Annotated in this window: 18 protein-coding genes and 2 pseudogenes; 6 read left to right on the top strand and 14 right to left on the bottom strand. The window is 58.2% G+C overall.

Annotated elements, in window-relative coordinates:
- The 3 genes and pseudogenes from C7W88_RS16520 to C7W88_RS16535 form a co-directional block, all read right to left on the bottom strand.
- Window positions 1–1247 (bottom strand): annotated as a pseudogene (locus tag C7W88_RS16520) (MFS transporter).
- Between the two features lie 139 nt (window positions 1248–1386).
- Window positions 1387–1707 (bottom strand): multidrug efflux SMR transporter, encoded by a 321-nt coding sequence (locus C7W88_RS16530; protein WP_118074834.1) that lies wholly within the window; start codon window positions 1705–1707, stop codon window positions 1387–1389.
- Window positions 1708–1734: 27 nt separating this feature from the next.
- Window positions 1735–3003 carry an FAD-binding oxidoreductase gene (locus tag C7W88_RS16535; protein ID WP_205525216.1) on the bottom strand — a complete coding sequence of 423 codons (1269 nt, stop codon included), beginning with the start codon at window positions 3001–3003 and terminating at the stop codon, window positions 1735–1737.
- A 255-nt stretch (window positions 3004–3258) separates the two neighbouring features.
- On the opposite strand from C7W88_RS16535, the gene C7W88_RS16540 reads away from it, so the two are divergent.
- On the top strand, window positions 3259–4671 hold the full coding sequence (locus C7W88_RS16540) for an MFS transporter (RefSeq protein WP_118074379.1): 1413 nt from the start codon (window positions 3259–3261) through the stop codon (window positions 4669–4671).
- Window positions 4668–6062, top strand: coding sequence for an MATE family efflux transporter (locus C7W88_RS16545; RefSeq protein ID WP_118074380.1), 1395 nt, complete (start codon window positions 4668–4670; stop codon window positions 6060–6062). Before C7W88_RS16540 ends, C7W88_RS16545 begins: the two co-directional genes overlap by 4 nt.
- Before the next feature lie 84 nt (window positions 6063–6146).
- Here the strand turns inward: C7W88_RS16545 and C7W88_RS16550 are convergent, their stop codons facing one another.
- From C7W88_RS16550 to C7W88_RS16570, 5 genes are all read right to left on the bottom strand, one after another.
- On the bottom strand, window positions 6147–6896 hold the full coding sequence (locus tag C7W88_RS16550; protein ID WP_118074381.1) for a GntR family transcriptional regulator: 750 nt from the start codon (window positions 6894–6896) through the stop codon (window positions 6147–6149).
- A 179-nt stretch (window positions 6897–7075) separates the two neighbouring features.
- Complete coding sequence (locus tag C7W88_RS16555; RefSeq protein ID WP_118074382.1) at window positions 7076–9259, bottom strand: TonB-dependent receptor; 2184 nt, start codon at window positions 9257–9259, stop codon at window positions 7076–7078.
- 478 nt (window positions 9260–9737) lie between these two features.
- A complete protein-coding gene (locus C7W88_RS16560) occupies window positions 9738–11243 on the bottom strand; it encodes an aldehyde dehydrogenase family protein (RefSeq protein ID WP_118074383.1) in 1506 nt (501 codons plus the stop codon).
- Between the two features lie 13 nt (window positions 11244–11256).
- Window positions 11257–12900 carry a GMC family oxidoreductase gene (locus C7W88_RS16565; protein ID WP_118074384.1) on the bottom strand — a complete coding sequence of 548 codons (1644 nt, stop codon included), beginning with the start codon at window positions 12898–12900 and terminating at the stop codon, window positions 11257–11259.
- Window positions 12901–13425: a hypothetical protein gene (locus C7W88_RS16570; RefSeq protein WP_118074385.1), complete on the bottom strand. Its 525-nt coding sequence runs from the start codon at window positions 13423–13425 to the stop codon at window positions 12901–12903.
- A gap of 114 nt (window positions 13426–13539) precedes the next feature.
- Between C7W88_RS16570 and C7W88_RS16575 the strand changes: the two genes are divergently transcribed.
- The 3 genes from C7W88_RS16575 to C7W88_RS16585 are packed head-to-tail and all read left to right on the top strand — an operon-like array spanning window position 13540 to window position 16348.
- On the top strand, window positions 13540–14283 hold the full coding sequence (locus C7W88_RS16575) for a CocE/NonD family hydrolase (protein ID WP_118074386.1): 744 nt from the start codon (window positions 13540–13542) through the stop codon (window positions 14281–14283).
- A complete protein-coding gene (locus tag C7W88_RS16580; RefSeq protein WP_118074387.1) occupies window positions 14181–15332 on the top strand; it encodes a CocE/NonD family hydrolase C-terminal non-catalytic domain-containing protein in 1152 nt (383 codons plus the stop codon). Before C7W88_RS16575 ends, C7W88_RS16580 begins: the two co-directional genes overlap by 103 nt.
- Before the next feature lie 38 nt (window positions 15333–15370).
- Window positions 15371–16348: an MBL fold metallo-hydrolase gene (locus C7W88_RS16585; RefSeq protein ID WP_162896119.1), complete on the top strand. Its 978-nt coding sequence runs from the start codon at window positions 15371–15373 to the stop codon at window positions 16346–16348.
- 57 nt (window positions 16349–16405) lie between these two features.
- Here the strand turns inward: C7W88_RS16585 and C7W88_RS16590 are convergent, their stop codons facing one another.
- A complete protein-coding gene (locus C7W88_RS16590; RefSeq protein ID WP_118074389.1) occupies window positions 16406–17386 on the bottom strand; it encodes a dipeptide epimerase in 981 nt (326 codons plus the stop codon).
- A gap of 205 nt (window positions 17387–17591) precedes the next feature.
- Between C7W88_RS16590 and C7W88_RS16595 the strand changes: the two are divergent.
- A pseudogene (locus tag C7W88_RS16595) lies at window positions 17592–18260 on the top strand (SDR family NAD(P)-dependent oxidoreductase); the annotation flags it as partial.
- Window positions 18261–18267: 7 nt separating this feature from the next.
- Here C7W88_RS16595 and C7W88_RS16600 read toward each other — a convergent pair.
- The 5 genes from C7W88_RS16600 to C7W88_RS16620 form a co-directional block, all read right to left on the bottom strand.
- Window positions 18268–19218 (bottom strand): GDSL-type esterase/lipase family protein, encoded by a 951-nt coding sequence (locus C7W88_RS16600; RefSeq protein ID WP_118074390.1) that lies wholly within the window; start codon window positions 19216–19218, stop codon window positions 18268–18270.
- A complete protein-coding gene (locus tag C7W88_RS16605; RefSeq protein WP_118074391.1) occupies window positions 19130–20245 on the bottom strand; it encodes a CapA family protein in 1116 nt (371 codons plus the stop codon). The genes C7W88_RS16600 and C7W88_RS16605 overlap by 89 nt, the downstream gene beginning before the upstream one ends.
- The gene (locus C7W88_RS16610) at window positions 20239–20496 is read right to left on the bottom strand and encodes a hypothetical protein (RefSeq protein ID WP_162896121.1); all 258 of its coding nucleotides are present in this window, start codon (window positions 20494–20496) and stop codon (window positions 20239–20241) included. The genes C7W88_RS16605 and C7W88_RS16610 overlap by 7 nt, the downstream gene beginning before the upstream one ends.
- A complete protein-coding gene (locus C7W88_RS16615) occupies window positions 20493–21554 on the bottom strand; it encodes a M14 family metallopeptidase (RefSeq protein ID WP_168905722.1) in 1062 nt (353 codons plus the stop codon). Before C7W88_RS16615 ends, C7W88_RS16610 begins: the two co-directional genes overlap by 4 nt.
- Window positions 21555–21670: 116 nt before the next feature.
- Window positions 21671–23854 carry a reductive dehalogenase domain-containing protein gene (locus C7W88_RS16620; protein WP_118074394.1) on the bottom strand — a complete coding sequence of 728 codons (2184 nt, stop codon included), beginning with the start codon at window positions 23852–23854 and terminating at the stop codon, window positions 21671–21673.
- Window positions 23855–23859 lie beyond the last annotated feature (5 nt).

Raw genomic sequence — 23859 nt, forward strand, 5'->3', positions numbered from 1 at the left:
TTAGTCGCGGTCTGGCGCAACGATTTTCCTGAAGTGTATGAGGGACACCGAAAACAGCAGGGCAGCCAAGGGTCCGAGAACTATTCCGACCAGCCCGAGCGAATAGCCTAGCTGACTACTTTGGGTGAACAATCGTTCATTCAACGCAGCCGTGATGATTGGTCCGAGTGAGTAACCGACAAGGTTCGTCGTAATGAAATAGATGGCCGCCATCCGGCCTCGCAACTCACCTGGTGTCGCCTGCTGGATCGCGAGCAGTGATATCGTTGGAAGCATCGAAACGAAGAGCACGGCGAGGCTCAAGGGCAGTAGAACAGTATCGCTGGACCAGGGGGCCGCCATGCTGGCAAGCGACAAGGCGATCAGGATTGCTCCAAGTCGCAGGACGCGAGCTGCCGCATCCGAAACTCCCTTCTGCTGCATCCGGCGCACGATGAAGCCTCCGGCGAGGATGCCCAGCGGACCCAGGAGCAAAAACTGGATGCCTGTAAGGAGTCCCACATTGGCAGGCTGCCAGCCATATCCCCTGATCAGGTAGGAGGGCAGCCAGTTCATGAAGGCAAATGACATGATTGCCACGAGGCAAACTGCCGAAAAGTGAGACAGGATCCACTTGCGGGCTGAGAAAAGGAAATTTGCCAACCCTGCCTTGCCATCAAGGGCATAGGTTTCGAGGCGGCGCGGCGGCTCACGCGCGGACAGAGCCAGCAAAACGCCAAGAATGCCGGGCAGGCCACATGCAACAAAAGCAAACCGCCAGCCCTCTATGGGTGGCAGGCTGGCGATCTGGAGCGGTCCTATGATTTCGGAGAGGGATAACAGCAGCCCCCCGCCAACCAGAGCCAGGCCCGTTCCGAACATGGCGGCGGTTCCGTAAACGCTGGTTGCCACTGCCGCCTCTCGGGACGAAAATAGTCGGCGATCAGTGAAATTGAAGCCGGGCTCGCCACAGCCTCGCCCATCCCCACTATAGCCCGCGCGACAATCAAGGCTTCATAACTGTCTGCAAGACCGCAGGCGATCGTTCCTGCGGTCCAGAGGGCAATGCCAGCAGCAAGCAGCCGGAGACGATGCATTCGATCCACCATCCAGCCCAATGGGAAGCCGAACAGCGTATAGAACACCATGAAAGCTGGCCCTTGCAGGACTCCAATCTGGATATCGGTGAGAGCGAGTTCGGCTCTTATCGGATCTACAAGCAGGTTCAGAATCTGCCTGTCGAGGATCGCAACTACGGAAATGAACATGAGCACGGCTACGCCGAACCACGCCGATTTCTCCGACCCGGAAGAACCTGATGATGACGGTTGCAATATCCCCTCCTAGGTCTTTACGTTCTGGCCAGGTTTCGTGGTATCCTTGGTCCTGCAATAGACAGCCTGGAAACTAGCCTGCGCTCGTTGATTTCATCAAAACGATGCCGGTCAGTATCAAGATTGCGGCAACGAGCCGGATGGCAGTCGCACTCTCACCAAGGAAGAAGATACCTGCGACAAAAGCCCCGATTGCGCCGATCCCGGTCCAGACAGTGTAGGCTGTACCCAAGGGCAGGGACCTCATCGCGAGGGCGAGCAAGACAAAACTCCCCATCGATGCAACGAGTGTCACAGCACTGGCACCTGGACGACTGAAGCCATCCGACAATTTCATGGCAGTCGCCCAGACGATTTCCAGAAGACCAGCTAACAGCAAGTAGGCCCAAGCCACATTGCACTCCATCCAGGAAGCGGGCGATCACTCAAAGACGCAGCCGGGATTCAGAATTCCCTTAGGGTCCAAAGCATTCTTAAGTGAGCGCATCATGCCAACTTCTTGAGATGAACGTGTGCGAAGGAGCCAGGCCCGCTTCTCGAAGCCAATCCCGTGTTCCGCAGAAATCGTACCTCCAAAAGATTCCAGGGCTCCATAAACGTCTTCATCGCAGTCTTCCCTGCGAGCATCTTTACGACCGGGCTTGACAAAGAAATGAAGATTGCCGTCAGCAATGTGACCCATCGTATAACAGATGCTGTCAGGCCACCGGCGTTTCAGATTGCTTTCTACGAGCTTCACGTAGTCCGGCATGTCGCCGATAGGAACACCAACATCATAGCCAAAGGACGGTTTGTCGCTGAGGAATGGCTCAAGATTCTCGCGGAGGTCCCACAGGCTTCGTCGTTCCTGCTCTGACTTGGCAATGACTGCATCGGCGATGAGATCATCGCCGAGAGCGGTTTCGAGCGTTTCGGTCAGAAGGGCTTCATTTATTTGCGAGTCCGCCCCTTCGGTCTCGATGATCACGTAGAAGGCATGCCGTTCTTCAAAGGGGCTGCGACGCCCGTTGAAACGCAATTGTTCTTCCAGATAAGATTGCCACATCACCTCGTATGCCGAGAGCATTGTGCCAAACTTCAGTTTCGCCAATTGCAGGAGCTGAGCCACTTCATCGAAGCCGCGTAGCGCGACCATTGCGGTTCGTCGGTCTGGCTGCTGAGGAAACAGCCGCAACACAGCTCGCGTTACAATTCCCAATGTGCCTTCCGAGCCGATGAACAGCTGTTTGAGGTCGAAACCGGCATTGTTCTTGAGCAGCTTGTTCATCGACGAGATTACGGTGCCATCCGGTAGGACCGCTTCGAGCCCCAGAACCAAGCTCCGCATGGATCCATAGCGCAAGACATTGATCCCGCCGGCGTTGGTCGAAATGTTGCCACCGATGGTGCAAGATCCGCGAGCGCCTAAATCAAGTGGAAACAGCAGATGGTAGCCTGCCACCGCCTCCTGAACGGTCTGCAGACAAGCACCGGCCTGCACAACGCAACTGGCGTTTACCGGATCAACGCTCTCGATCTGGTTCATGCGTTCAAGGGAGATGGCAATCCGGTTCGCCGTCGGCTCGGCGCCTGCAACCGGTCCGGTACCACCGCCGACTACGACCACTTCTTGCGAAGCCTCATGACACAGACGCAAGACGGTACTGACTTCAGATGTCGTCTTCGGCCGCGCCATTGCCAATGCAGACATTGGCTCCGAATTCCAAAGACTGGTAGCTCTGGTTCCCAGCGCGTCACTTGACAGGAGGCCGCAAGGCCCGAGTGCCGATGACAAGGCCTGCAACAGTCTGTTGGTGTTACCCCCTCCATGCGTTCAACCTCGTTCCCAAATAAATGTTGCCGACTCATTGTCGACACGAGTAGAGCAGCTTGAGACCGAAGCAAAGGGGCATATTCAATGCACGCACCCGCACAAAATTCGGCTGAGCACATCCGGGAGAGGTAAATGGGCGGTTCGGGCCAAGTGGACACCAGCCAGGCGAACGATGGTTCGCCGCAGCCTGACGGACAGCAAGCGAGTGCGCTGCCAACCAAGCTCTTTGTCGGCTATGGCGCTGTCGCAGCGCCTTACGAAATGCTGCGGGCACCGGCGCTCGCCATCCTCCCCGGGCTCTACGCCAAGGAGTTTGGTTTCGCCTTGGCGTCAATTTCCATCGCCATGCTGTTTTTGCGTCTTACAGATGGTGCTACCGACCTCGCTGTCGGCATACTTTCGGACAAGACAAGAGGCACCTGGGGGCGGCGTAAGCCATGGCTGTTTGCCAGCATCTTCCTCGCCATTCCGGCAGCCTACGGTCTTTATGTTCCGGGTAATGAACCAACGATCTGGTCGTTCACGATTTGCTACTTTTTCTTTTACCTCGCCTGGACGATGTTCGAGATCCCGTACACGGCCTGGTCTGCCGAATTAGCTGACAAGTACGAAGAGCGATCGCGACTGGCAGTCTGGCGAGGTCTTGGGCAAAACACTGGCCTCATTTTGCTGAGCCTCGTGCCCCTGCTCCCATTTCTGCCTTCAACAGAAATGAACTTTGCCGCGCTTCATGCCATGTTCTGGTTGATCGCGATCGCTTATCCGCTTGGGATTCTTTACGCTATTTTCTGGTTACCGAACGGCCGGGCCGTGCCTCAAGCCGAACAGTCCAGCTTTCGCGAGACGATTGCAGCCATTCGTGCGAACCGTCCCTTCCAGTTGTTTTTGGCAGTCGCATTCCTCTCCGACTTTGCGGTGGGCTGCATGACTGCACTCTTTTTCCTGTTTTTCGATACTTACCTCGGCGTTGGCGCATCCTTCACGGCCATTTTCCTGACAGCGATCGTGGTTTCTACATTGTCCCTGAAGATATGGCAGCATCTGCTGAAACGGACTTCAAAAACAAGGGTCCTGCTCGTGGGGCTGGCGGGGGGCGCCATTGCCGGGGCCATGATCGCTGTGCTCGAACCCGGACCGAACGCTTTGACCTTCTTCATTGGCTACATGGCCTTGTTCTATACCCTAGGCGTCGCGCGTGATGTCGCGCTCTACGCCATCTTCGGCGACATTGTTGACTATGACACTTGGAAATCCAATGGAAACAGGGCTGGACTTTATTCTTCTGCCTGGATGGTCCTGCGCAAGATTGCCTATGCAGCGGCGCCCGCGTTCGCGTTCCTTGTTGCTGGACTGTTTGGCTTTGATCCATCGGCCGATTCCCAATCAGACAAGGCGATCTTTGGGCTCAAGGCAGCGAACGGTTACCTCCCTGCCCTGTTCCTGATCGCAGCGGCGCTGCTTGCCGCGATGTTTCCGATCACCAAACACCGACACCATGTAGTCCGCCGTCGTTTGGAGCAAAGGTCCCTTCGAAGCAGCGGATGATCGATGTGACATTTGCCTCCCCGTGGCGCGCAGAATTTCGCGCGACCCAACGGCTTGCTTTGCCGCTGATCCTGACAAATCTGTCGTTGACGCTGATTGGAGCGACTGATGTCGTGATGATTGGCTGGCTGGGGACCAATGAGCTCGCCGCTGCTTCGCTTGGCTCCGGTCTGATCATGACTGCGGCCATATTCTGCATGGGCCTCATCACCGCAACAGCGCCGATGATGGCCAGCGAGCGCGGCCGGCAAGCTCATAGCGTCAAGGATCTTCGTCGCACCTTCAGGCAAGGCCTCTGGGTGTCCGTGGCGATCTCGAGCCTTGTATGGCTCGTGCTTTGGCAAACGGCTCCTCTTCTTCGAATGCTCGGCCAGGATGACGATCTGGCAGCACTTGCGGGCAGTTATGTCCGAGCCTGTATGTGGTCGATACTACCCTACCTATGGGTGCTATTGATCAGGAATTTTCTCTCCGTGTTGGAGCGGCCCGGCTGGTCGTTAGTCGTCGGGATTGCAGGTGTATTCGTCAATGCTGGCTGCAACTATGTCTTGATGTTCGGTGGTTTTGGGCTGCCGCCGCTGGGGCTGGTCGGAGCTGGAATTGGCAGTGTGCTGGCCAATCTGTTCATGCTGCTGGCCATGATGGCTATCCTCAGGATGCACCGGCGGTTTCGGCGCTATTCGCTATTCGGCCGATGGTGGAGGAGCGATTGGGAGCGATTTCGCACGCTCTGGAAGTTTGGTGTTTCGATCGGGGTGGCGATGGCACTGGAAGACGCGATATTCATCGTCGCGGTGGTGATGATGGGCTGGTTCGGTCCAAATGCTCTGGCCGCGCATGCAATCGCGCTTCAGATCGGCACTATTGCCTTTATGGTGCCAATGGGCGTGGCACAGGCGGCAACGGTTCGCGTTGGTATGGGGTTCGGGAGTCGGGATCCCGAGTTGATCGGCAGGGCTGGGTGGACAGCGTTCTGCCTGACGATTGCGTTTATGGTCTGCGTGGCAGTGCTCATAGCAACTCAAGGAGACCTGCTTGTGTCGTTGTTCATAAGCGCCGAGACCCAGGTTGATGCGGAAGTTGCTGAGCTTGCAGTATCCTTCCTCGCGATCGCCGCGTTGATCCAGGTCGTCGATGGTATTCAAGTCGTCTGCACAGGGATGTTGCGTGGCCTGCATGATACACGGTGGCCAATGATCTTCGCCGTGACCGGCTACTCCGTGGTCGGGATCGGGGTTGGAGCGTGGCTGGCATTTGCACGCGGCTGGCAGGGATTGGGCATTTGGGTCGGGCTGGGTACTGGGATCTCTGTCGTCGCCCTGCTGGTACTTGGGCGCTGGCTGCTTCGGGACCGGCTTGGCCTGCTCCCTGACAAGCTTACCAACGCCTGACGCGTTGCAAACCAGCCTAGCACTGCATTGGCGGCGATCACGGGGTAGCCCATGCCGCCCCATGAACGCTTGAGCGATTGAGCCTTACTTCAATGCCAACCGCTTTGATGGGCGCTCGGTCAGGCGCTCCTGCATTCTGATAGCAATCGTCTCGAAATCGCGCATACCAGCCGCTTCCGCAGCATCGGCATCCCGCGCTTCGATCGCGGAGACTATGCCAAGATGAGTGTCAATCCAGTGGCTTTCGAGATCGTGATCTCCTAGCTCGGCGACATCGAGCAGGTAAGAGCCGAGGATGCGCTGACCCTGGTCTAGCAGCTGCCGCATCCAGTTGGCGTAAAATGCGTTACCTGACGCGCCAGCAATTTCCAGATGAAACTCCCGGTTCAGGCGGATCATTAGCGCCATGTCCCGCTCGCGTGTCGCCTGGCTATGCTGGTCGTGAAGCTGCTTTATGCGCCCAAGCTGGGCCTGTGTCCGGTTGGTCGCAGCAAGCCTTGTTGTCAGGCGGTAAAGCAACTCCGAAGCGTCGAGAAAGCTGGGTATGGCAATCATGTCGAACGGAGCAACAATTGAACTGCGATTGCGTAAGGTCTTTACCAGTCCTTCCGCCGCGAGCCTGATCAAAGCTTCACGGATCGGAGAACGCGACAGCCCGAAACGTTCAGCAAGATCGGTTTCATCGAGAAGCGTGCCAGGTTCCAATTTCAGAGTGAGAATCTCTGCCCGTAGCGTCTGGTAGACTGTATCGGCTCCCGAGCCCCGAACAGGCTTGCGTTCCGGCTTAGCCACGCTTTTCTTTGCGTTGCCACCAGACCGTTCCGATTGAGCCATCCCTAACCTCCAAGCCGGGCAAAAAGCCAAATTGCCGCTGGCGAGGCCCTACATCAAGTAGCAGTAAGCTGCCACGAATAATCCGGCAATGCATCATTACCCTGGTAGAACTGATCCCAGCACAGGTCAGCAACGGTAAAAGGCCGGACCCTCGAGAGGGCCCGGCCGGCTGATCCGCCTCAGTAGCGATAGCTGAGACCCAGGATCCATGTCCGGAATTGCCCCGGGGGAGCGAAATTTCGACCATCGTAGAAGGCAAAGTAGCGCTGATTAGTAAGGTTCCTCGCGCTCGCCTGCAACGACCAGTCGCCAATGTCATACTTGACCAGAACGTTAACGAGCCCGGTGGACTGCAGAATGAAACGGTTGTCGGCCTTGTCGAAGGCCTTGCCCCGGTACTGGTATTCGACCCGCAAGCTGGCTTCGCCTGAGCCCACCTCGACTTTGTCAATGGTCAGTGCGGCAGTTCCCTGGAACTTGGGAGCTCGAGGCAGCCTGTTGCCGGAGTAGTCGACCGGCTGCGCCGTCGTGTCGTCCAGAGTGAAGTACTCATCGAACTTGGCGTTCAGGTATCCGGCACTGAGATCGAGGCGCAGGTTGTCACTCAGGCGGAAGTTGCTGAGCGAGGCCTCTAGCCCCCAGATTGTCGCCTTGCCTGCGTTAAGGACCGTATAGAAAGGGACCCCGGCAGGATCTGGGGTCCCGTCGGGAAGCAGTGGAATGCCGCCGACGCGAACCTGCATATCACGATAGTCGTAGTAGTAGCCGGCGAAGTTCAGATAGCCGTTGTTGCCGGGCAACGTGGACTTCGCACCAATTTCATAGGCATAGAGGACCTCAGGCTTGACCGTCGCAGGTTGCGGCGTTCCATTAGCCGAAAATCCAGTCGTATTGTAACCAGACTGGAAACCCTTCGAGGCCGAGGCGTAAATCATCGTTCCGCCAGCAGTGGTGTAATCCAGGCCTACACGACCAGTGACTTGGCTCTGCGTGCTGCTCAGATCGAACGATTGGGAGTCAGCAGGGCCATTACCGGCAAAGCGATTGCGGACCCGATCGCTATTGTAACGCAGACCCAGGTTCGCTCGAAGTTGCTCGGTAAGATTATAGTTCAGATCGCCGAATACGGCAAAGGTTTCGACTGTGTTGTCAGTAGCGCTGTTGAGCAATCCGTTGGCGACAGGGACGATATCTACCCTGCGGGTCTCACCCTCCTTGGAGTCCATGTACAGGCCGCCCAGCACCCAGTTCGCCTTCTCACCCTCGTAGGCAAGTTGCAGCTCCTGACTGAACTGTTCGGCATACTGAGGAAATGAGATGACAACCTGGACGGGCTGCTGCAGCGGGTTCACGTCCAGCAGGGAGCGTGGCTCGTTGTAATCCGTATACCCTGTTACCGAGCGCCAAGAGTATCCTCCTCCCAGTTCACCAGACAGCGTTAGGCCGACGAGATAATGATCCCGCTCGCCGACGGGCTTGGTCGGATTGTCGTAATAACCTTTATTCCACCCGTAGAGCGGCTTGCCAGCCGGGGTCAGAGCGATAAACTCGCCAACGCCACCTGTTTCGTTGGTGTATTGTGCGAACAGGTCGACATCGACAGGCCCGGCTTTTCCGGTCAGTGTGAGGCGTACACCGGTGAACTCGTTGCCATCGATCCGCTTGTTGTTCGCGACGTTGATGATGCGACCGTCAGCCCGGGTAAGCGTGCCGGCAAGACGAAGCGCCCATTCCCCGCCCAGTGGCGCGTCAAGGCCCGCATAGGCACGCACCGTGTTTTCGCTGCCATATTCAAGCTTTGCCCCGAAATCGAACTCCTTTCCGGGACGGCGCGTGTTGATGTTGACTGCGCCGCCCGTGGCATTGCGCCCATAAAGGGTGCCTTGGGGGCCCTTCAACACTTCGATCTGTCCAACATCGAAGATCCAGCCCAGGGACGATGCCGTCGAGGGCATGTAAATGCCATTGATGTGCGCGGCCACTGCCGCGCCGTTACCGGGAACCTGAGCGCCCACCCCACGCATGGTGATAGTCGCCCGGGTTTCGTAGTTTTCCAAGAAGAAGCCAGGAACTTCAAATTGCAAGTCCTTGAAAGTTACCTTGCCGAGTTCCTCGAGATCGCTGCCGCCCAGAACCTGGATAGTCTGCGGGACCGTTTGGACATCCTCCTCGCGCTTGCGGGCGGTAACAATAATCTCCGAGCCATTCGCTTCTTCGGCTGCTGGAGTTTCTTGAGCAGCTGCAGCCTGCGGCACAAATGCCAGAGCTGTCGCAACAGCCACGACTGACGGCAAGGCCGCCAAGCGATTGCGAAACGCTTTGCGGCCTTCAATGCACCTGCTGGTCAAATTATGCTTGGACATGCCTCATCCCTCACCTTGACTATGGAGACACCCTTGCCGAGCACCACAGTCGACATTATGTCGACAATATGTATTCCAAGGGTCGATGGAATGCAAGTCATTCTCTGTCTGTCTGAACATGGGCATGAATCTGAGGATTTCTGCGCCTCAGGCGTCGGGTGCCCATATGCCCTCATAGAACAGGTTGAGCCGTAGCGGTCAGCATGGCGTAGCCCAAAAGGGCGAGGCCCATCACATCGAGTGGACTGAGCAGCTCACCAAAAGAGCGGATCACCGCCGCTCACTGCGGTGGCCAGTCGGGTACGTACCGCGAGGCCAGTAACCAACGACAAAAGGTGGCGCATGGCATAGGTGTGCAGTCCTTGGCCCATCAGATGGCTTACCAGCGAGAACCCGATTAGCGGAGCCCCAGGGCAACTTTGCCGGCCAGAAGGGCGATGATGGCAAGCCAGTCCCTCTGCCCGGAATGCAAAGCCTCTCAACCCGCAAAGGAGACAGACTTCAGCCGTGTCATCGCGCGCATTCCATCCAGCCCACCTTCAATGCCCAGACCGGATTGCCCATGTGGCTCGAAAGCGCCTGCCGTAGCATCTACGGCTGTCGCTCCAGGCCTGCCCGCAATGGTCACCGATCCGGCCCGAACACTCTTCGCAAAGCGGAGCGCACGCCCCAGGTCACGCGTCCAGACACTTGCGGCAAGGCCATAGATCGTGCTGTTCGCAAGCCTGGTGGCTTCGACTTCGTCGTCGAAGGCAAAGACTGACAAAATCGGGCCGAAGATTTCTTCTTGGGCGATGCGCATGTCACTGCGGACATCGGTAAATACCGTCGGCAACCAGTAACAAGCTTCAGTTTCTTCAATGGGCCCGCCGGGCAACGCTGCAACAGCGCCTTGGTCCTGGCCGGCTTTGAAATAGCGCCGCACTCTATCGTGCTGCTCCCGGCTGGCGAGTGGTCCAAAGCTGGTGTTCTCGTCGAGAGGGTTGCCGGCTTCAATCTGCTTTGCAAGTGTCACAACACGCTCGACCAGCGCATCATGAATTGAACGCTCCACAATGAGTCGCGATCCGGCCACGCAGACCTGACCCGAATTGAAAGTGATGCTGCCGACGACGGCTTCAGCAACAGCGTCGAGATCTTCCATGTCAGCGAACACGATCTGAGGGGACTTGCCGCCGCATTCTAGGATCAGGCGTTTCATGTTCGACTGACCGGACAGTTCGACAAGTCGCCGACCAGTGGCCGTGGAGCCCGTGAACGTGAGCAGGTCGACATCCATGTGTGAGGCAAGTGCGGCACCTGCGCCTGATCCCAGGCCAGGCACGATGTTTAACACCCCATCAGGAATACCCGCCTCAGCGGCCAGTTCACCGAGGCGCAGGCAGCTCAGCGAAGCAATCTCGGACGGCTTGAGTACAACGGAGTTTCCGACGGCAAGCGCGGGCGCGATCTTGGTGATTCCAATGAAGGCCGGGAAGTTCCAAGGCGTGATGGCGGCGACTACGCCAACGGGCTCCCGCACATTGAGCAGAAGTGTCGACGGATCGTTCGGTATGACCTGATCGATCAGCTTGTCGGCCGATTCGGCGGCGACGCGCACCGCATCGGCAGCGGCCTGCATATCGGGCGCGGCCATGCCGATGGGCATGCCCATTTCAAGCGAATCAAGCAGCGCCAGTTCGTCCGCATTGCGCTCGATAACATCTGCAAAGTTCATAAGGACCCTGGCCCGCGACCTGGGAGACAGAGTGGCCCAGCTGCCCTGTTCGAATGCAGTTCGCGCGGCACAAACTGCAGCATCGATCTCGGCTGCGCCGCACGCCGGCAGGTCGGCCAGCCGCGCACCGTTAGCTGGATTGAGCGATGCGAACCGTTCGGTGACACTCGCCTCAATTCGACGGCCACCGATCCACGGCCGCACTTCAACGCTGAGGTCGTGAGCCTTTGCTGACCAGTTCACTGGCGCGATTTCCGAGGATGTCATAAATTAATCTCCGTTAGGCCGCTGATATGTGTCTTCCGGGTGCGCGGAGCAGGTCGGCTGCACGCTCTCCAATCATGACGGTCGGGGCGTGAAGGTTCCCGGAAGTTACAAGGGGAATGACTGAGGCATCGGCAACAGTCAGACGGCCAACACCCCTTACGCGCAAACGGGAATCGACTACCGAGGCCGGATCGTCGCCCATCCGGCAGGTGCCGCAAGCATGGTAGCAGATCCCCGCGTTCTCGCGGACATAAGCTTCGAGTGCCTCGTCGTTGGAGAGATCAATGCCGGGAGAAAGCCGTCTGATGACCCGATCTGAGAAGGGCTTTGCGCGGGCGATCCGGTCGACCAGTCGTACTCCTCGCATCAAACGCAAAACGTCGTCACGGTCGCCTAACAGGTTAGGCACGATCATCGGCGCTTCGCGGGGGTCGGCAGACTTTAGCTCGATCCGCCCACGTGACTTCGGGTGGCACAGTGACGGAGAGAGGGAATAAGTGTTCACTCCGGAAGTGAATGTGAAGTTGTCTTCAAGATAACCCCAAGGCCCGGAGAACAGCAACAAATCCGGTGACACTTCCTCGGGCCTGCTTTGCGCATAGGCCAGGATATGACTGGCACAGGAAATTGCCTGGCCTCGCCTGGCCAGGGCGAATTGCAGACCTGACAGCGCGAGTTGGTGCCATTGCATGGCAGAGCTGTATGTCCGGTCCCGGACCTCGTACTCGATGTAAAGTTCAGGATGGTCATGAAGATTGCCCCCGACCGACTGGCTGTCAGCCACAACAGAGATGCCGTGCGTCCGAAGCTGCTGTGCCGGCCCTATGCCCGAGACCATCAGTAGGTGCGGAGAACCGAAGGCTCCCGCGCTCAATACAATCTCGCGACGCGCCCTGACCTCGAATAGCTTATCATTTGCTGAGATCTGAAGACCTGTTGCTTGCCCTTGATCGAACACAATCCGTTCGACCCGAGCATGGGTAAGCACCCTAAGGTTAGGGCGCCGCCATGCCGGACGTAGATAGGCAGTAGCGCTATCCTGACGAAGTCCGCGAAGCTGGTTGGTCTGCGCAACACCAATGGCCGCCCCCTTCGCCAGGTTGATGTCTGCCACTTTCGGGATTCCGACTGCGGCAGCTGATTCGATCAAATCATCGGTTCTCGCATGAGGTGAACGAAGAACCTCAACATGGACAGGACCAAACTTCCCTCTGCCGGCCAGCCCGGGGCAATACTCTGCTCGCCGAAAGAACGGCTCGACATGTCTCCACGACCAACCCGAAGCGCCCATTTCGGCCCAGAGGTCATAATCTCGCGGCAGACCTATCGCATAAATTACGCCATTGATCGTGCTGCTGCCGCCAAGAATGCGCCCCCGTCGCCAAGTCTCGGCCCGATCGAAACGGCTGGGATCGCTCTTGGTCTGGTAAAGCCAGGCATAGGGCTCCCAATCCTTGACGAACGACTGACCACCCGGAATGCGAAACTTCCAGTTGCGTTCGGAACCGCCAGATTCGATCAACAAGACCGAGACTTTGGGGTCTTCGCTCAAGCGCGAAGCGATCACGCAACCTGCCGAACCCGCCCCGACTATGATGTAGTCGTAGTCACCACCATCTCGCAGGGTCTCAACAGGACTTGCCATCTCAACGACCAACTACTCGCCGGTAGGTCCCGTCGTGTATGACTTTCCAAGTGGCGCCCTTGTCGATCGAGAGCTCCCAGAGCTGACGATTTCCCCATCAGCCAGTGGGGAAAAGCTCATGCGATGAAGCCCGACAAATGAGTCGATGTCGTTCTCGCCAGTCAGGACCAAGGCAGAGCCCTCAAACTGCCCCGATAGGTACATCGTTTCGCCATCGTCAGTGACGAAAATCAATCTCCAGAGGCGGTCGGACTTGTCGTAGAACATGTGAGCACGCCCGTAACCACTAATCGCCCCCCGCCATTGCTCCAAAAGCATGCAGCCGCCCAGGACTGCTTCAACCTTGCTTTCGCCGGCCGGCGCGCCACCAATGCCGGTTACCTTGAACTCGCCGATCTTGAAATCAAGTTGCCGGTATACCGGATCCGTGCACCCTGCACCGGGAGGACCTGCGCGCACCTCGGCACGCCCGGCACAGCCACTTACCGCGACTAGGGCGGCAGCAAGCCAGATGCCTTTCCTGACGCGATTTATCATTGCAATTTCCTCCCTGCCAAAGGCTATGCGCGAGCTGCGTGGATTTTTGTCGACACAAACAATACACGTTGTATGTTTGGGCTGCAACCATTCGAATGAAGTGAGTGAGAAGTCATGACCATTCTTAGCGACAATGCACCGGACAGCCGGGGTTGCGCCGACTACTCCGCACGCTTTGTCCGCATTCCGATGCGCGATGGAGTGGAGCTTGGTGCAATTCTGTATCTGCCGCTCAACCGGCCAGGCCCGTTGCCGGCGGTGATGGAAATGACTCCCTACTTGGCCGACAATCTGCACCGCGAGGCGATTTCCTTCACCCGTGAAGGCATGGCGTTCCTGGCGGTCGACTGTCGAGGCCGAGGCGGATCAGGGTCCGAATTCCAGCAATGGATCAACGACGCCCCAGATGGATACGACACCGTAGAATGGATTGCTGCACAGCCGTGGAGCGATGGGCAGGTCGGCCTGACCGGTGGTTCATACACGGGCTGGAACCAGTGGATCATCGCGGGGACCCTGCCCCCTTCCCTTAAAACAATCGTGCCATCAGCCGCCTTCATGCCAGGGTATGACATTCCGCGTGGCGGCATTGGTTCACCCTATATCTACCGCTGGAGAGTCACGCTTAAGGGGCATTCGATTTCCTGGAACCTTGCTGCCGATACCTTGCTCTTCAACCGCATCCAAGGCGATCTCTACGCGCGCAACCACTCCTATCTTGGAGTACAAGATGAGCTGGGCTTCCACGCGAAAGGATGGGAAGACGACCTACACAGCACGACTTGGGGAGCGTTTGGCAGGCGCGACGCCCATCGCAACAGGCGCTCGCAGAACTCGAGATCCCGGTACTTTCGTTGACAGGTCTTTACGACACTTGCCTGATCGGCACGCTAGAGCATCACAGACGCCTGGAACGGCATGGCAGCGACACAGCAAGGAACAACAATTATCTGGTGATCGGACCATGGGATCACCGGGGCATGGACGGTTGCGACCAGGTATACGGGTTGAAGTTCGGACCTGCTGCCTTGCTAGACGTTCCGAAACTGAAGTTCGACTGGTACCGATGGATATTCGGTCACGGAGAAAAGCCAGCCTTCCTAGACGCTCGGATCAAGTATTACCTGACCGGGAATGAGGAATGGCGGAGCGCCGATACCCTTGAAGACCTGTGCTCGAAGAGCAAGCCGCTATACCTTGCCTCCAACGGCAAAGCCGATGACATCTTCCATTCCGGATGGCTGACCGCCGAAGCTGGCGATAGTCCACCCGATAGCTTCGTGAGTGATCCGACGGACCTTCGTCCGCTAGAAACGGAAACCAGTCTTAGCAACTCACCCGAGCTTTCGTCCGGGGGCGGTGCCGTATTCCCGCGTTCCTACAATAGTCTCTTCTTCATTCTAGGGGGTGAAGATCCGACCAATGCGGTCTTTTGCCACAATACCTATGGCCAGGGCGTAATCTATCACACACCGCCGCTGGACGAGCCTGCCCAAGTGGTGGGCGAACCGGAACTGGACCTTTGGGTCACCTGCGATGCACCAGACGCCGATCTCGCAGTCCTAATCTACGAGGTGCTTGAAGACGGATCGGTCATCTTCCTTTCTTCGAGCCAACTACGACTTCGGCATCGCGACGGCGGCGACCGAACAATGCCAGCGAACGAGCCGGTACTGCTCAAGTTCCCGCGCTTCCGCTTTGTCGCCCGACGCATTGCCCGCAACTCTCGCCTGCGCCTTGTCGTGCGAGCGACGGCCTGTTCCTTCATGCAGAAGAACCTGAACTCCGCCACGCCGGTACCGGAGCAACAGCCAGGCGAGGAGCGGATAGCCAACATCCAGGTTCTGCATGATCTGGAGCATCCCTCGCTTCTCAGACTTCCTACGAGTCCGGAGGTTGCGAAATGATATCGACCAGAGCCCTGCTAATAATTGCTGCCGCTACCATGCTGCCGGTTTCGGCAACCGTCCACGCAAAGGATGAAGGCAGCGGCAAGAAACAGCCTGTCACACAAGTTATTACCCTCGGCACAGGAGGCGGACCGGCCTATCGCGACAAGAGAGCAATGTCATCGAACGCCGTTGTTATCGGCAAAGATGTCTATCTTGTCGACACAGGCGACGGCCTGATGAATCGACTTGCATCTGCCGGTTTGGATGTCGGGCAGGTCAAGGGTGTGTTTATCACCCACCATCATTTCGACCACAACGCGGATCTTGGGGCGCTGCTGACATTTCGATGGTTAGCCAACGACCTTCTTGGTGAACCAGGCCACCCCCTTCCGGTCATCGGGCCTCCGATGACTGTCGGGTTCGTTCAGCATCTTGCTGCAGCCTTCCGACCAACAGAACTTGCCCCGATCACAATCGGCGGCACAGAGCCGGGACCCATTGCGCTTACGGTAAGCGCGCAAGATCTTCCGAGGGATCTGCTCGAACCCAAAGTCATCTATCGGGATGACAAGGTGACAGTCACGGCGGTTCTCAACAACCACTACCACTATCAAGAGGGAAGCGCCGCCGCGCGCAATGCCCGGTCCTACGCATTTCGGTTCGACACCGCCGACCGGTCAATCGTCTTCACGGGCGACACCGGGCCGTCGCCCCGCGTCGAGGCACTGGCCAAGGGCGCAGATATGCTTGTCGCGGAAGTCATTGACCTGCCGAGGATAGAGCAGCAGTGGCGCTCGCGTGATGGCTCTGACCCAGCGCAGGTGGACGCACTGATTGCCCACCTGCGCCAGGATCACCTCACGCCTGAAGATGTGGGCAAGATGGCTTCTTCAGCCAAGGTTGGAATGGTTGTTCTCAATCATCTCGTACCTGGCTGGGACGACGAAACCGATCCAGAAGTCTATGCGAGAGGCGTGCGGCGCACCTTCACTGGTCGCGTCGTTGTAGCAAATGATCTCGACCGCTTCTGACCCGACGAGCGGCAGAATCCGCAAATGTCGATACCTGTCAGGGAGGAGCCTCGCCGCTCAGCCCCAAAGCTCCGCCTTGGGAAGTCCAATCCGGTAGTCGCTTGTTTCAAATCCGGACTGATGGTCTGCTGCAAGCCAGTGACTGCCCAGATCCACCAGCGCGGCGCCGGGTGCAAGGAGTGTCGCTGGGGCCAGAGCAAGCGACGAACCACCGTTGCAGCCGATCATGGTCTTGAAGCCCAATGCGGCCGCGTCACGTTGAAGCGCCAAGGCTTCGGTAAGACCGCCGGTCTTGTCGAGCTTGATGTTGATCATATCGTACAGTCCGGCAAGTCGCGGGAGCGAAGAACGGTCAAGGCATGTCTCATCGGCGCAAAGCGGAACGAGCCTCGGGAGAGTCGAGAGGCCTTCTTCCAAGGCTGCAGGGACCGGCTGTTCGATGCAGGTTACATCAAGCCTGCGAGCCACAGGGAGGATTTCCGACAACTGCCAGATGGACCAGCCTTCGTTCGCGTCGATGGTCAGCTCGTGTTGGGGGGCCGCGGATCTGACGGCTTCAAGTCGTTCGCAATCCAGGCCATCCGCACTCCCGAGCTTAAGCTTCAATCCCGGCGCGTTTTCCGCTTGGCGCGCAAAACTGGCCATACGCTCGGGCGTATCCAGTGCGATAGTTTCAAAGACGGCAAAGGTGTCATCGGCCATGATGTCGAGTTCGAGAACATCCCAGATTCGGCGCCCTTCTTGCTTCGCCTTGAGATCCCAAAGAGCGCAGTCGATGGCATTGCGCCAAGGCGAGCGGGGCAGGCGGGCGTTCAAGGCAATCGGATCGAGATGGGACCAGGCGGCCTGGTCGAGCGACAGCACCGACGCTGCTGCGGATCGGGTCACCTCTTCGTCAAACTCGTGAGGCTCACATTCCCCGCGCCCCCTAACGCCGTCGGACTCGATCGTGACCTCAAGGACAAGATTGTCCGTAAACACGTGACGGGATATCGCGAACGGACGTTTGAGCGGCCATCGCCGGATTTGGGTAGTCATAATCGGAACGGTCAAGCTAACTTCCTTTCAATCGTGTTTCGCCTCCGGTCCTTCGGAGAAAGCAGGAGAACCCCATCATGTCATCGGCAAGGCACCCTCAGTCTCCAGGCAGTTCACTGGCCAATTTGCTCAAAGGAGAGGTCGCAGTCATAACCGGAGCAGGCCGCGGTAATGGTGCTGCCATTGCCAGGGGCATGGCACTTGCGGGGCACGGGTCTGTGTCGCCGATATCGACCGCGACGCGGCCGAGCAGATAGCGCACGAAATAGATCCAGCGGGCGAACGGGCAATCGCGATTGGCTGGAACATTGTCGACCCGTCCGAGGGAGAGGAAGCCGCCGATCGAATTCGCCGGTCCTTTGGCGCGACGACCATCCTCGTCAACAACGCTGGTGTCGAGGCAGGCGGCAGGATCGGTGATGAAGGCTTCGAAGCATCGTGGTCCAAGGTCATGGACGTCAATCTGACCGGGACCTTGCGGGCGATCACGGCTCTCCTGCCTGATTTGCGAACAAGTCGCGGAAACATTGTCAATGTCGCCTCCATCCAGTCGTTCATTTCCTACCAGGCGGGCACCAGCGCCTACGCAACTTCCAAGGCCGCCTTGGCGCAGTTCACCAGATCGCTGGCTGCTGACCTCGCGGGAGACGGTATTCGCGTGAATGCGGTCGCTCCCGGCTTTTTCGAGACTGCCATGACCGAGGGAACGCGAGGCGATCCCGAACGCTTGGCCCGCTTTCTTGCGCGCGCGCCGTTGCAGCGGATGGGGCACCCGGACGAACTGGTCGGGCCGGTCGTGTTTCTTTGCTCGAAGCTCTCCAGCTATGTGACGGGCACGATCCTGCCAGTGGATGGTGGACTGTTATCATATTGAGCTGCATTCACCGGGGCATGCCCAGTTGCCCAAAGATGGGGGCAAGCATGCCGGCGAAGCGGCAGTGATGCGTGCCATCCCAGTGGATGCCATCCACTGTATCCAATTCGCCGACGGCGGCTGCGTCGAGGAAACGCCAACCATGGAGGCGCGCCTGGTCAGCAAGCACGGGCGCAAGTAGGCGTGAGCGCGCCAATGCATTTTCTTCAATACCAAGTTCGATCACTCGGCGCCCCAAGGGAATCGGGCTTACAAGGGTGATGCCCGGCGATTTACCACCAAGCCACCTGTGGGTGTCGAGCGCCGCGAGCACAGTCGCTGCAATTTTCGGCGCAATGATCTCGGGTTGCGACAGTGAAGGATATGCCAGATCGTTGGTGCCGAGCATCACTACCAGTTCGTCGACAGGCCAGTTGGCCAGGATCACGCCGCGGACATGATCAATTGCCGCCCGCGAGGTTCCGTCTTCAAATCTGGCCTCGCCACTCGCCAGACCACCGACAAGGCCGCAGATCCCGTGTTCGACAACGCGAAAGCGACCCCGGCCGGACCGCTCGAGAACCATGGGCCAACGGATTGAGGGACCATAGCGGGAATACCGTGTAGGCCCAGGATGGATTTGCGGCATGTAACCCCAGGTATTGGAGTCGCCGAAAGCCAGGAGAGTCGGCACCCTTGCATCTGCCTGTCGACCTGTGCCGCTTCGATCGTCCGCCTGGGCGTCAGAAGCTGCTGTCATCATCGAAGCTCCGCCTGCGATTGCCGCGAACGACAAGAGAAAGTTGCGCCGAGAGGGCTGCGGGCTCGTTCGCCTTGCATTTTGCAGGCCAGCCTCATTCGCCCGTTCCAGTTGACAGGGTCTGGATTGGTCAGACTGGGCCATCGACTCTCCAGTCGCCGCCGACAACAACCCCGGCATAGTAAGCCATTTCGTCAACATAGCCCCGCATCGGCCCATCGCTGACGCCGCTGTCCAACTGCGTCAATGGAACAAGCCTAGTGATCTCCCTGCCACCGTCATCCTCTGCGACCAGGCCCACGGGCACTAGCTCAAGACTTGCAATTCGTGTGACCGGTTCGCCACGGTAGTTGCCTTTAGCAATGCCGATGCGCGCAACGAGGCTCAATGCCATTGCCGGATGTGACAACAGGGTCGACAGATTGCCCAGGCTGTACAGGATGGGGACGGCGCGATCCGGGTAGACTGCGGGTCGGTAGATCTCCGCTGGCTGAGGCACGTGCGGATGATGTCCGATAACAAGATCGGCCCCAGCCTCGGCAAAGCGATGGGCCCATTCAACCTGCTGGGGGTGGGGGTGAAGCTCAAACTCCAGTCCCCAGTGAAGGGCAACGACTACAAGATCGCAACCAGCATCACGACAGGCTTGGATCTGCAGTTCGATCGGGCTGATGTCTGGATCGGGCTCCAGGTGGAACGGAGTCATGTTGACGATCCACGGTTTGTCCTGTGGGAACGGCTTGAAGTTAACGCTGAAGGTGTGGGCCACCCAGCCGATCCTCACACCTTTGATCTCGATAACCCGTGGCCTTTCGGCATCCTCCTTGGTCCGATTGACGCCTACCTGCGAGATCCCATCCTGATCCAGCCTGGCCAGGGTGGTCAGGATACCTTCCTCGCCACAATCCAGGATGTGATTGTTGGCGAGATGCACAACGTCGAACCGGCGGCCCTTGTGGGAAACAACCGTCTCGTACTGCATGGATGTGAGATTGATCTTGGGCGTGCTCTCCGCCGTAAATTCGGTGGGCTCGACCTCCTCCGTGGTCAGGGTCGATTCAAGGTTGGCATAGGAAATGTCCGCCCCGAAGATCAGATCATCCACAGACTGGAACAGGCGGTCCTTCGCACCGTCGAGACCTGGGGTGCACATCAGGTCACCTGAGGCACTCATGGAAATTTCGGCTTCGACTGCAAAATCCGCCGGAAGCAGGTCGAAGCGGGTCTTCCTGAATGGCTTCAGCAATGCCTCGATGTCGACACCAGCCCTGCCCCCCCCTTCGCGACCGGATTGATTGACTTGTAAAGCCAGTGCGCCAGGGACTCCGGATTGCGCGGATCAAGTTTCACATCGACAGGAACGTCCCATCGGCCGTCCGAAGCGGCGCTTAGATGCTGCTCGATCGCATTGGCGAGTTCACCCGTGAACTTCATGATCGGTCGGGCATCGCGAGGCATGCTGACCGGGCGCAACTTACTAAAGGGGGTGTCAGTCACGGGCGGCATTCCTTCATTCTCCGAAACAGACCCAGAAACCGATCAGTCACTGCCATCTGCCAGTCGGGTTCATCGATATAGAAGGCATCTTTGAGCGCCTTCTTGAGACTGTCCGCCTGCTCGCCTTTGAGGTTTCCCCTCGCAACGAGCCAAGTTTCGGCTCGCAAGGCCTCCAGCGTCTCAGGTATGGGGTAGGTGCCGAACTCAAGCGCAACCATCACCAGTTTTTCGGAGCCGATCTCGTGATGCGCAGCATGAGCCAGCGAGCCGCCAACTTGTGCAGACACGGCCTCGCCGCCGCCGGTCCAGGTGACGTCTTCTCCGAAAATCGCCTTGGCCATGAGATACTCAGCTTCGGAAGTGACGCAGATGACCTCGCCAACGCCGCGCGGACCAAGCCCGGTGTGAATGTCGATTGCAATAACTTGACTGGCATTCGCGCAGTGCTTTCGAAGCAGGCTTCGCCAAGTCTCGTTCGACCAGGCAGGAGCCTTGCCACCATAGAACAGGCCATCGGGGTGAGTATATTGCCCACTGGTCATCGCGACCTGAAAGGCCCTGAGTCCGCGTTCAGCGATATAGGCATCGATTGCGGCGTCCGCCTCGGTCCGTGCCGGGCCATCCCAGTCCCGAGGCACGAGCCAGTTGTGGATTTCGTCATAACCCGGATTGGCAAGGGCGACGGAGTGATCGACGAAGTTCCGGTTGAGGTCGATATTGTCCTCGTTAGTCCTGCGGAGCCATGCAAAGCCATAGGGGTTCACCGCGTGGACCAGTACGACCGCAGTATCGCCAGGCAATCCGTCGAGCAGACCTGATGCCAGCAGTTCAGCTTGACATCCCGAACCGCAAAAGCCCTCGACCCCGTGAGCACCCGAACTGATCAGGATAACCCGTTCGGCATCGCTTGGCCCCAATCGCGCCACATCGCACGACAGAGTTTCGCCCTGCGGCCCATTCTCTGCGGGATGTTCATAACTTTCGAGCGCAAAACCGCGGCGGCTGGCGAGCGTGCGGAAGCGCTCACGAGCATCGACATAGTCATTCGGGAAAAGCATAACGCGAAGCATCTCCGTCAAGTCCCTGAATCTTGCCGACACAATGTATGCACAAAGCAATCCGGGGGCCAGACAATTCTTTCCGGCCACTCGCTGTCACGGCCGGGTCCGTCGACTCAAGGACCATGCCCCTTCGCCCCTTCAGGGTAAAAACTGGCTTCGCGGGCGTGCACGTCCCCTTCCCAGCCTTGGAAACAGGTGGAATCCTCGGAAGCGCTGCTAAGTGCGGCCAGGTCAGCACGTGCCTTTCCATAAAGCGCTTGACCAGCTTCGCGATCAACAGGGACGACCTGATCCAGCGTAGTGCCGCCAACCGGCTGTAGCTCCGGTGGGAAAATGGCCAGCTTCTGCAATCCTGCCAGCTTGTCCTCCCGCCCGAGATTGAGGTCTCGCTCGTTGGTACCAACTCGTGGGCGCTGGGCAATGCCGTCTACTACCTCGAGATCGAACCACCACTTCTTCACCGGATTGCGCGAGCCATTGCCTTGAAGGTCATCGTCAAGGGCAATCGCCCTCGCCAGTTCCGGGTGCTCGATGGATCGCCAAATCAGTTCCCGGGCCGTGATCGTGTCCTCCCGGTTCCAAGGGCATGTCTTCATACACCGACCGCAAGCGGAGCCCTTCTGTTGCGTGATGCGGTACTTGGCGCACTTCTCAACGTCCGCTTTCCAGACCTCGTATCCGTTGAAGAGAATCTTCGGTCCGAAACTGATCGCGTTACAAGGACATTCCCGCGCACATTTCCGGCAGCTTTCACAAAATGACTGCAGATTGAAATCAATCGGCTGGTCGACAGTCATCGGGAGATTGGTGGTCAAAACCACAGACTTCGAACGCGGGCCAATGAACGGATTGATCAATGTGTCGCCAATCCTGCTTACTTCACCCAGCCCTGACATGACGATTACCGGGTTGTGGATGATTTCTGAATCGGCATTCGTGTGGGTTCTTGCGGAGTAGCCCAAGGCTCGACAATGCGCCGCGATGACACCGGCAATCTCGGCTCCGCGCATATAAGCGCGCATGGACTGGGAGGCGGAAATCCAATCATCTCCGGATGCGCCTTCCATAGTCTCAAAGCCCTGATCGATCAGCATGCATACCGCATATTTGTGATAAGCGGCGATTGGGCTGCCATTCACGGCATCATGAGAGTAATACATCCACGGTTCGGCTTCGCAGATACCAACGAAATCAGCTCCCAGATAGTACCCTAGCGCCTTTATTGAATCCGCGTTGAACTGCGCCTCGGGCACCTCTTCAGCGTTCTTCTCTTCGAGGACCGGCTCTCTTGTGCCCTGTAGCGGCACCATGCTTCTAATCAGAGGCGCCATACCCAGTGCATAAGGATGCTTCATCGGAAACCTGGACATTTCCTCCTTGGTCTTGGCTCCGAGGTCACCGGCGGCGGCGCGATAGAAAAAGTCGCCGCGCTTCGGAACACGCTTAATGCGTTCTCGCAGGACCAGGGTGGTTGGTTCACTAACCCGCTGAATCCGTTCCATGGGGTAGTAGCCTAGGTGCAGCGGTCGTTTGTCGTGATCGTTCGACCACCAGCTTGGTCGGGTTCCATTCCTGCCGAGAACGACAGATGGATCGTCAGGCTCAAGTGCGCAGTCGACGGCCAGCGGCAGGTCTTCGGCCATCTCGTAATCGCAAGTCACCGCGCCGATCCGGAAACCGCGCCGCACAAAGGGGGCCACAAGCCGCTCCTGTTCAACCCGCGCCAGACCAGCTCGCACCGCAAGCTCTTCAAGCGAAATCGCCGACGCCCCATGCACGTGCCCACGCGCAGCGAACCCCATCCACCGGACATAGCCGGCCAGAACGGAAGCGATTTCCGCCGCGCGCATATCCGTACGAGTTGCGTTGGTTCCGGCAATCCAGCTCTCGCCGGGATCGCCTGCCCATGGTTCGCGACCGAATTCGACCAGGAATACCAGGGCATGGGTATGGTGCCGCGGAAGGTCAGTACCGTCCTTCGGCGTGATGCGGCATACGCCGGCAAGCGAGGCATCGAGAAAGTATGCCGAGGCCTTGAGATTGTGCGCCCTTGCCGACCGATCCGACGGCACTGGGGCAACTTGCGGAGCAACAGGGCCGTCGAGGAGCCCTTTGAACAGCTCCAGATACTCGCATATCGCTGGCAATGCCGAAGCGCTGGAGGCAAGCCGGTTATCCGATGGTTGTTGCGCTGTCGAACCGTTCGGGACCGAAACCGGCTCTGCAATCCGGCGCAGATGCTCGAGAGGGTAGGGACCCAGGTGGACCGGGCGGTCCCGGTGACTGTAAAGACGCACGTGTC

Source organism: Novosphingobium sp. THN1 (genome assembly GCF_003454795.1).
Taxonomy (GTDB): Bacteria; Pseudomonadota; Alphaproteobacteria; order Sphingomonadales; family Sphingomonadaceae; genus Novosphingobium.

Bases quoted from the DNA above. Each gene is read 5' to 3' on its own strand.
- C7W88_RS16535 (WP_205525216.1), bottom strand. From the start codon at position 3,003: ATGTCTGCATTGGCAATGGCGCGGCCGAAGACGACATCTGAAGTCAGT.
- C7W88_RS16540 (WP_118074379.1), top strand. From the start codon at position 3,259: ATGGGCGGTTCGGGCCAAGTGGACACCAGCCAGGCGAACGATGGTTCG.
- C7W88_RS16545 (WP_118074380.1), top strand. From the start codon at position 4,668: ATGATCGATGTGACATTTGCCTCCCCGTGGCGCGCAGAATTTCGCGCG.
- C7W88_RS16550 (WP_118074381.1), bottom strand. From the start codon at position 6,896: ATGGCTCAATCGGAACGGTCTGGTGGCAACGCAAAGAAAAGCGTGGCT.
- C7W88_RS16555 (WP_118074382.1), bottom strand. From the start codon at position 9,259: ATGTCCAAGCATAATTTGACCAGCAGGTGCATTGAAGGCCGCAAAGCG.
- C7W88_RS16560 (WP_118074383.1), bottom strand. From the start codon at position 11,243: ATGACATCCTCGGAAATCGCGCCAGTGAACTGGTCAGCAAAGGCTCAC.
- C7W88_RS16570 (WP_118074385.1), bottom strand. From the start codon at position 13,425: ATGATAAATCGCGTCAGGAAAGGCATCTGGCTTGCTGCCGCCCTAGTC.
- C7W88_RS16575 (WP_118074386.1), top strand. From the start codon at position 13,540: ATGACCATTCTTAGCGACAATGCACCGGACAGCCGGGGTTGCGCCGAC.
- C7W88_RS16580 (WP_118074387.1), top strand. From the start codon at position 14,181: ATGGGAAGACGACCTACACAGCACGACTTGGGGAGCGTTTGGCAGGCG.
- C7W88_RS16585 (WP_162896119.1), top strand. From the start codon at position 15,371: ATGCTGCCGGTTTCGGCAACCGTCCACGCAAAGGATGAAGGCAGCGGC.
- C7W88_RS16590 (WP_118074389.1), bottom strand. From the start codon at position 17,386: ATGACTACCCAAATCCGGCGATGGCCGCTCAAACGTCCGTTCGCGATA.
- C7W88_RS16600 (WP_118074390.1), bottom strand. From the start codon at position 19,218: ATGGGCCGATGCGGGGCTATGTTGACGAAATGGCTTACTATGCCGGGG.
- C7W88_RS16615 (WP_168905722.1), bottom strand. From the start codon at position 21,554: ATGCTTTTCCCGAATGACTATGTCGATGCTCGTGAGCGCTTCCGCACG.